Consider the following 2,081-nt stretch of genomic DNA (forward strand, 5'->3'; position numbering starts at 1 on the left):
ATCGCTGCGCCTGGCGGCCCGGTCGCTGGCACGAAAGAACTGCCCATCGGATGAGGCCGTCGTTCCGTCGCCCCAGATTTGCGAATGCGGATGGCGCGTATGGGCATCGGTGACGCACGCCTGCGCGGCCCGGTAGGTTTCTGAGCGGGCATGGAAGCTGCGCATCCAGCCGATCTGGTGGGCGCTAATCCCCTTCGACGCCCCCGCCATGCGTTTTGGGCCGAGATTCGTGCCATCGGCAAGCACGCCGGCCAGCATGGCGGCGATGTTCTGCGGCGCATCTCCCGTCCGGACATGGGTGAACTGGTGGGCAAATCCAGTCCACTCATGCACTTCCCGCAGGAGATCGGGCACCTCAACCAGTGGATACATGTCCGTGATTTCGGCATTGAGGGCTTCCGCCGCTGCGGGAACGTCGCTGGTATGCGGCGTTACGATCAGCGTGCCGTTTTCAATCCTCACACCATCGAGCTTGCCGAAACGGGCGCGCCAGGCCAGCCGTTTGAGATTGACGTCCATCATTTGCCTGACTTCAGCCAGCCAGGTAGCGCAGTCGGACGGGACACCGAGGCCGAGCTGATCTTGCCCCTTCAGAGCGACAAAGGTTGGCTTCGGCATGAGATCTTCGTCTATCGGTCGGAATGACCGGCTGCCCTCGACCCACACATCGCGCGAATGCAGCCGGTCCCGTAAATGAGCGAACGTGGCGATTTCATAAAGCCGCCGATCCGGCTTGCCATCCTCGAAGATCAGTTTCTTTTCGTTCGCACCCAAATGGCCGACCGGCACGCGATCCGGCAGGACACGACGCCCTTCCACATAAAGTATTTTCAGGATCGCGACCGCCGCAAGCAGTGGATCGTGCCGGCGGTGCGAGCGGAATGTGAATGCCTGAAGGAAGGCCCCCGCGAACTTGCGGATGTTCCCATATTGCTCGGCCGCCAGCACCAGCGGTGACATGTCGCCGTTCTCCACCATGGCTTCAAGGCTGGGTTTGATCTGCAGCAGCCGATGCCAGCCCACGCGCCTGTCCAGTATCGTCATGGGATCGACATCATTGTCGTTCGCTGCCTGCAAGGCAACGATCGTGTCGAGGAACAGTCGCAGCGCCTTGGATGTTTCGATGCGGGCGTTCATGTGACGCTGCTTTTTCCGGTTGTTGGCCTGGGAGAATAGCCGGCCCATCAGCTTGATGAACATCATTACCGCATCATCGGTGAGCTTCTGGCCGAGCTTGATCACCTGGGCCACGATTGTCGCACGGCGACGGCTGGCGTTGAAGTCACTGGCGAGCCAAGCCGGTGTGGCATCACCTTCGCGGATCATCTGCTCCCATCGTCCGGAGGGGATACGGGCCTGCAAACGAGGATCGATCCCAAGCGAGCGCAGGAACGCGATCCGTTCCGTCAAGCCGACCAGGTTGCCCGCTCCGGGGGCGTCGGGAGCGGAGCGCAGCCAATGAAAGCGCGTCTGTCCGATCGCCGGATCAACGTTCAGCAGGGCATCGAGGGTTTCAAGCTTTTCCGGTTCGAGATCCGAGATCAGCGCGTGCTCTGCGCGGCGGCGAGCAACAGCGCGCGCTGCCAACCCCATGCGTTCGATCATGTTCACCGCTGGCAGGAGAACCCGGCGCTCCCGGAACGTGGCGATGATTGCCTTTGCGATCACCGCCCCCTTATCTGTTGTTGAGGCTGCGTCGATGGCTGCCATCAGCGCCGCACGACGGTCGTCGGCTGTCGGGCTTCTCATTTCCAGATAGCCGAGCAGGTGTGCGATGTGATCGCGGCGAGTTTCCTCACGGCGGGCGTAGAGATCAAATAGCCTGGGGTCTGCGTCAATCTGCTCGGCGACATAATTGAGCATCGCGCCCGGAGGAGTCTCGTTCGGCATGAGCGGCCGGCCAGGATAACGCATCAGGCAGAGCTGCACCGCAAAACCTATCTGGTTGTGCTTGCGCCTGCGAAGCTCGATTTCCAGCCGATCGGCCGGCGACAGCGAATAATGGCGGATCAGGCTGTCTTCGTCGGCTGGAATGTCGAAAAGCTCCTGACGATCCTGAACTTTTAGAAGCGTCCGTTTGG

1 protein-coding gene is annotated in these 2,081 nt (G+C 61.3%); it reads right to left on the reverse strand.

The window, feature by feature from the left end; genetic code table 11:
- Positions 1 to 2,081, reverse strand: a 2,081-nt coding sequence (locus ACE3O8_RS13455) for a Tn3 family transposase (protein WP_374390555.1), incomplete at both ends; no start/stop codon positions are given.

The organism is Sandaracinobacter sp., assembly GCF_041909755.1.
In the GTDB taxonomy this organism is placed as follows: domain Bacteria; phylum Pseudomonadota; class Alphaproteobacteria; order Sphingomonadales; family Sphingomonadaceae; genus Sandaracinobacteroides.